Origin of the sequence: Erythrobacter sp., assembly GCF_023653175.1 — a bacterium.
Lineage (GTDB): Bacteria > Pseudomonadota > Alphaproteobacteria > Sphingomonadales > Sphingomonadaceae > Erythrobacter.
Map to the genome: position 1 here is coordinate 1 of NZ_JAMNXL010000238.1, position 4,539 is coordinate 4,539.

At 66.8% G+C, this 4,539-nt stretch carries 6 protein-coding genes; 3 read left to right on the plus strand and 3 right to left on the minus strand.

What is annotated here, in order from left to right; genetic code table 11:
• The first annotated feature begins 2 nt into the window (after positions 1-2).
• Both serB and NBV68_RS17985 read left to right on the plus strand, forming a co-directional pair.
• Positions 3-797, plus strand: coding sequence for a phosphoserine phosphatase SerB (gene serB / locus NBV68_RS17980; protein ID WP_296312571.1), 795 nt, complete (start codon positions 3-5; stop codon positions 795-797).
• Between the two features lie 116 nt (positions 798-913).
• Positions 914-1,756, plus strand: coding sequence for a Coq4 family protein (locus NBV68_RS17985; protein WP_296312574.1), 843 nt, complete (start codon positions 914-916; stop codon positions 1,754-1,756).
• Positions 1,757-1,762: 6 nt separating this feature from the next.
• On the opposite strand, the gene NBV68_RS17990 is transcribed toward NBV68_RS17985, so the two are convergent.
• Positions 1,763-2,449, minus strand: coding sequence for a nitroreductase family protein (locus NBV68_RS17990; protein ID WP_296312577.1), 687 nt, complete (start codon positions 2,447-2,449; stop codon positions 1,763-1,765).
• Between the two features lie 107 nt (positions 2,450-2,556).
• On the opposite strand from NBV68_RS17990, the gene NBV68_RS17995 reads away from it, so the two are divergent.
• Positions 2,557-3,354 (plus strand): Coq4 family protein, encoded by a 798-nt coding sequence (locus tag NBV68_RS17995; RefSeq protein ID WP_296312580.1) that lies wholly within the window; start codon positions 2,557-2,559, stop codon positions 3,352-3,354.
• 3 nt (positions 3,355-3,357) lie between these two features.
• Here NBV68_RS17995 and NBV68_RS18000 read toward each other — a convergent pair whose 3' ends face one another.
• Positions 3,358-3,768 carry a DUF3052 family protein gene (locus NBV68_RS18000; RefSeq protein WP_296312581.1) on the minus strand — a complete coding sequence of 137 codons (411 nt, stop codon included), beginning with the start codon at positions 3,766-3,768 and terminating at the stop codon, positions 3,358-3,360.
• Positions 3,768-4,539, minus strand: a 772-nt coding sequence (locus tag NBV68_RS18005; protein WP_296312584.1) for an AIR synthase-related protein, incomplete at its 5' end; no start/stop codon positions are given. The genes NBV68_RS18005 and NBV68_RS18000, both read right to left, overlap by 1 nt.

Genomic DNA, 4,539 nt, shown 5'->3' on the forward strand with positions numbered 1-4,539 from the left:
AGGTGACCGCCGCAGCCCTGCCCGAGGGCGATGCCGGCGTGCTCGAGCTTCACATGGACGGCAGCGAAGAGGGCGCGGTGCTGGCGGCGATCGACGCCGCCTTCGATACCCCCGCCATGCTGGTCGCGCGCGGGCCGATTGTGGTGCCGGCCCTGTTCGTCTCCGACATGGATTCGACCATGATCGGACAGGAATGCATCGACGAGCTGGCCGACTATGCCGGCATCAAGCCGCAAATCGCCGAAATCACCGAGCGCGCGATGCAGGGCGAGCTCGATTTCGAGGCCGCGCTGCGCGAGCGGGTGGCCCTGCTGGCGGGGCTCGACGAGGGCGCGATCCATACCTGCCTTGCCGAACGCATCACCGCCGCGCCGGGCGCGAAGACGTTGGTGGCGACGCTCGTTGCGATGGGCACCCGCACCGTGCTGGTGACAGGCGGCTTCCATCACTTCGCCGATCCGGTCGCCGAGATGCTCGGTTTCCACCGCGTGGTCGGCAACCGGCTTGCGGTCGAAGGCGGCAAGCTCACCGGCGGGCTCGTCGGCCCGATCACCGACAGCGCGGTCAAGGCGGCGGTGTTGCGCGAGGAGCTTGGCGGGCTGGGGGAGGGCGCGCACAGCCTCGCCACCGGAGACGGTGCGAACGACATTCCGATGATCGAGGCGGCGACCTATGGCTTTGCCTATCGCGCCAAGCCGAAGGCCCGCGCGGCGGCCAATGGCCGGGTGGATTCGCAGGATCTCACTGCCGTGCTCACCCTGCTCGGCGTGCCGCGGACGGATTGGCGCGAGTATTGATCGGACGGATTGCACGGTTCATCGCGAAAAGGGTTTCAATCCGCGAACCTAATCGGCTATTAACATTCATGTAAGCAGGCATGCGCTAGCTTGCGCGTCGGAAGGATGGCACCGCAATGACCAGCAAGACCCGCGAAGAGTACATGCAGATGTTCGCCGCCGACGGCACGGTGCTGCTGCACCCCGAGCGGCCCGAGGCGAAGTACCGCCCCTTGCGCGCGGTCCGCAACTTCCAGATGCTGATGAAGGACAAGGAAGACACCGCGGCGGTGTTCAGGATCTTCGAATCGCTGCCGTCCAAGGACTTCATGCCGCGCATCGCAGGTCTGGCACTGTCCGAACAGGGCGAGGAACTGCGCCGCACCGAACCGCGGCTGCCGGAAATCCTCGACGATCACGCCGCCCTGCGCCGCACCCCCAAGGGCAGCCTCGCCCACGCCTATTGCGACTTCATGGAGGCCGAAGGGCTGTCGGCGGCGGGCCTTGTCGCCGAGGCGGAGCGCAGCGGTCGGCCGCGTTTTCCGGACCTCGTCGAATGGTATCTCAACCGCTCGCGCGACACGCATGACATGTTCCACGTGCTCACCGGCTATGGCCGCGACGCGCTGGGCGAAGCCTCGGTGCTGCTCTTTACGCACGGCCAGCAGCCGAGCCAGGGGCACCTGCTGATTGGCTATGCGGGCGCGGCCAACATCAAGAAGACGGTCAAGGGTACCAAGGCCCCGGTGATGGGCGCAGCGCGCGAGGCGCACCGGATTGGCAAGGGTGCGCCCCCGCTGATCGCGCAGCCGATCCGCCAGCTGCTTGAACGCCCGCTCGAGGACGTGCGCTCCGAACTGCGCATCCCGCAGCCGTTCAAGTACCGCGAGTGCCACCGCATCTGGCAGGCCGAGGGGGTCGACCCCTATAACCTGCTCGCCAGCACCAAGACTGCCGAGCCCGAGTTGCTCGCGGCCTGAGCGCGCTTACAGCCAGCTGGCGATCTGCGTCAGCGGCTTCTTGCGCAGCGCATGGGCGGGCACGGTCGCATCGGCGGCGGGCCTGCCGGCGACGATGATCATTACCGGCTTTTCCCACTCGGGCCGCCCGCACACGCGGCGCAGGAACCCCATCGGCGAGGGCGTGTGGGTGAGCGTCGCCACGCCTGCTTCGTGCAGCGCCGCGATCAGCATGCCGCAGGCGATGCCGACGCTTTCATTGACGTAGTAGTTTTGCGTCTCCCCATCCTCTTCGATCCCGCCCTTCCTCTGGGCGAAGACCACGATCAGCCACGGCGCGATCTCGAGGAACGGCTTGTCGGCATCGGTGCCGAGCGGGCCTAATGCTGCGAGCCATTCCTCGCCCGCCTTGGCGTTCTCCCCGTCCGCACCGTAGAAGCGCCGCTCCTCGGCTTCGGCGGCCTCGCGGATGGCGCGTTTGGTCTTGGGCGAGGACACGACCGCAAAGTGCCAGGGCTGGTGGTTTGCGCCCGAAGGCGCGCTGCCGGCCGCATCGATGGCCGCTTCGATCACTTCGCGCGGCACGGCTGCGTCCGAGAACCAGCGGCAGGTGCGCCGCGCGCGCAGCTTTGCCGCGAGCGCGCGGGCGCGGGCGATTGCCTCGGCATCGCTGAGCGGTTCGAGCGCGTAGGGCAGGGCGTCGGGATCGTTCATCGGACTGTATGCAACCTCGATCGTCATGGGCATGGACTGTTAACTGACACTCATGTAAGTAGTGCCTCAAGCCCGCAATTCGCGAATCGCGACAAGGACGTTACACGATGACCTTCACCGATCTTCCCCTGGTTGCCCCCGACCGCAAGACCTCGGGCTTTCGTCCGTTGAAGGTGCTCCACCACTTCGGCAAGCTGGTCGAGGACAAGGAGGACACCGAGCAGGTGTTCCACATCATCGAGGCGACCAAGGGCAGGAAGAGCCACGCCCAGGCCCATGCCTTCATCGCCTCGCCCGAAGGTCAGCGCTTCATGGCGGAGGGTGTCAGCATCCCCGCCATGCTCGACGATCACGCCCGCTGGGCCGATTGCGGGCCCGAGACGGTGGCGGCGCATTACATCGCCTTCATGAAGCGCGAGGGGCTTTCGGCGGCGGGTCTGGTGGCGGAGAGCCACAAGTGGGCCCCGCCCGAAAGCCTGCCGCAGGACCAGACCCAGTGGTATTTCGACCGGCTGCGCGACACGCATGATTTGTTCCACGTGCTCACCGGCTATGGCCGCGACGCGCTTGGGGAGGCGAGCCTGCTCGGCTTCACCTTCGAGCAGAACCACAACACCGGCATCCTGTTCATCGCCTATGCCGGTGCGCGCCAGATCAAGAAGGTGAGCGGCACCAAGGCCCCGCTGTTCGCCGCGATCAAGGAAGGCCGCAAGCTGGGCCGCGCCGCCGCCAAGATCGCGCATCAGGACATCGCCGCGCTGATGCGCGAGGACATCACCGCCGCGCGCGCGCGGATCGGTATCGGCAAGCCCGACGTTCATCGCCAGTGCCTCGCGATCCTGCAGGGCGAGGGCGTGGCGCGCGAGGATCTGACGCTGGGCGGAGCGACCGCCAAGGCCGCTTAAGCCTCAGCGCAATTCCTTGCGGATCACCAGCTTGAGGCCCGACCAAGTCTCGTCGATGGCGCACACCTTGGTGTCGACGAGGCCCATCGGCAGGCATAGTTCGCGGATCGTGTCCTCGGTGATGTCGGTCGGGACTTTGGAGGCCTGCTTGGGCCAACTCACCCAGATCTGACCATCGGATGAAATCTGGTGGCGCAGCGCGGTGAGGTGCTCTGCCAGCGCCGCCTTCTCGGTGACGAAGACATGCGCGGCGTCGATCCCCTGCGCGGGATCGGCAACGAAGGTCAGCTCGAGCGCATATTCGTCGATCTCGTCGATCACATGCTCGGGCATGGCGTCGAACCACACCCGCATCCCGTCCCGCAAGGTGAGCTTCTTGGCCAGCGGCGTGCCGGAGTAGCCGGAGGAGGCCATCAGTCCTCCATCCACTCCTGGAAGAAGCGCTGGTTGGCCGCGCGCAATTCCGCGAGGGGCACGCCCAGCACAGCGTCGCCGCCGACCGTGCCGATCCGCTGGAAGCCGATCTGCGCGGTCTCGTCGTTGCGGGTTCCCTTCGACAGGGCCTCGTTCAATGCCGCGATATCGGGGACGGTGACGAGATAGCGCCCCTGATCCTCGCCGAACCACCACTGGGCAGGCGTATAGTCAGGATTGCCCGCAAGGTCCGCTTCCGCGCCGATCCCGCCCGCCAGCGCCATCTCGGCGAGCGCGACCGCGAGGCCGCCGTCGCTGAGATCGTGGACCGCGTTGACCAGCCCGTCGGCGATGAGTTCATGGATGATTTCGCCCGCATTGCGCTCGACCGTGAGATCGGTCGGCGGGGTGCGTCCGGCCTCCATGCCTTTGACCACCCGCAGCCACAGCGACTGGCCGAGGTGCGAGCGGGTCGGATCGGGCTTGGCCCAGAACTCGGGGCCGACGAGGTAGATCGCATCGCCCTCATTCTTGAAGTGCATCGTCATCATCCTGGCGAGGTCGGTGATGATGCCGACGCCGCCGATCGCCGGGGTGGGCAGGATCGCCGAGCCGCCGTCGGTCGCCTTGGACTCGTTGTAAAGGCTGACGTTTCCGCTGACGATCGGGAAGTCCAGCGCACGGCAGGCGTCGGCCATGCCTTCGAGCGCATGGACGATCTGGGCCATGATCTCGGGGCGCTGCGGGTTGGCGAAGTTGAGGCAATTGGTC

Coding starts and splice junctions, on each gene's coding strand:
- NBV68_RS17985 (WP_296312574.1), top strand. CDS start 914: ATGACCAGCAAGACCCGCGAAGAGTACATGCAGATGTTCGCCGCCGAC.
- NBV68_RS17990 (WP_296312577.1), bottom strand. CDS start 2,449: ATGAACGATCCCGACGCCCTGCCCTACGCGCTCGAACCGCTCAGCGAT.
- NBV68_RS17995 (WP_296312580.1), top strand. CDS start 2,557: ATGACCTTCACCGATCTTCCCCTGGTTGCCCCCGACCGCAAGACCTCG.
- NBV68_RS18000 (WP_296312581.1), bottom strand. CDS start 3,768: ATGGCCTCCTCCGGCTACTCCGGCACGCCGCTGGCCAAGAAGCTCACC.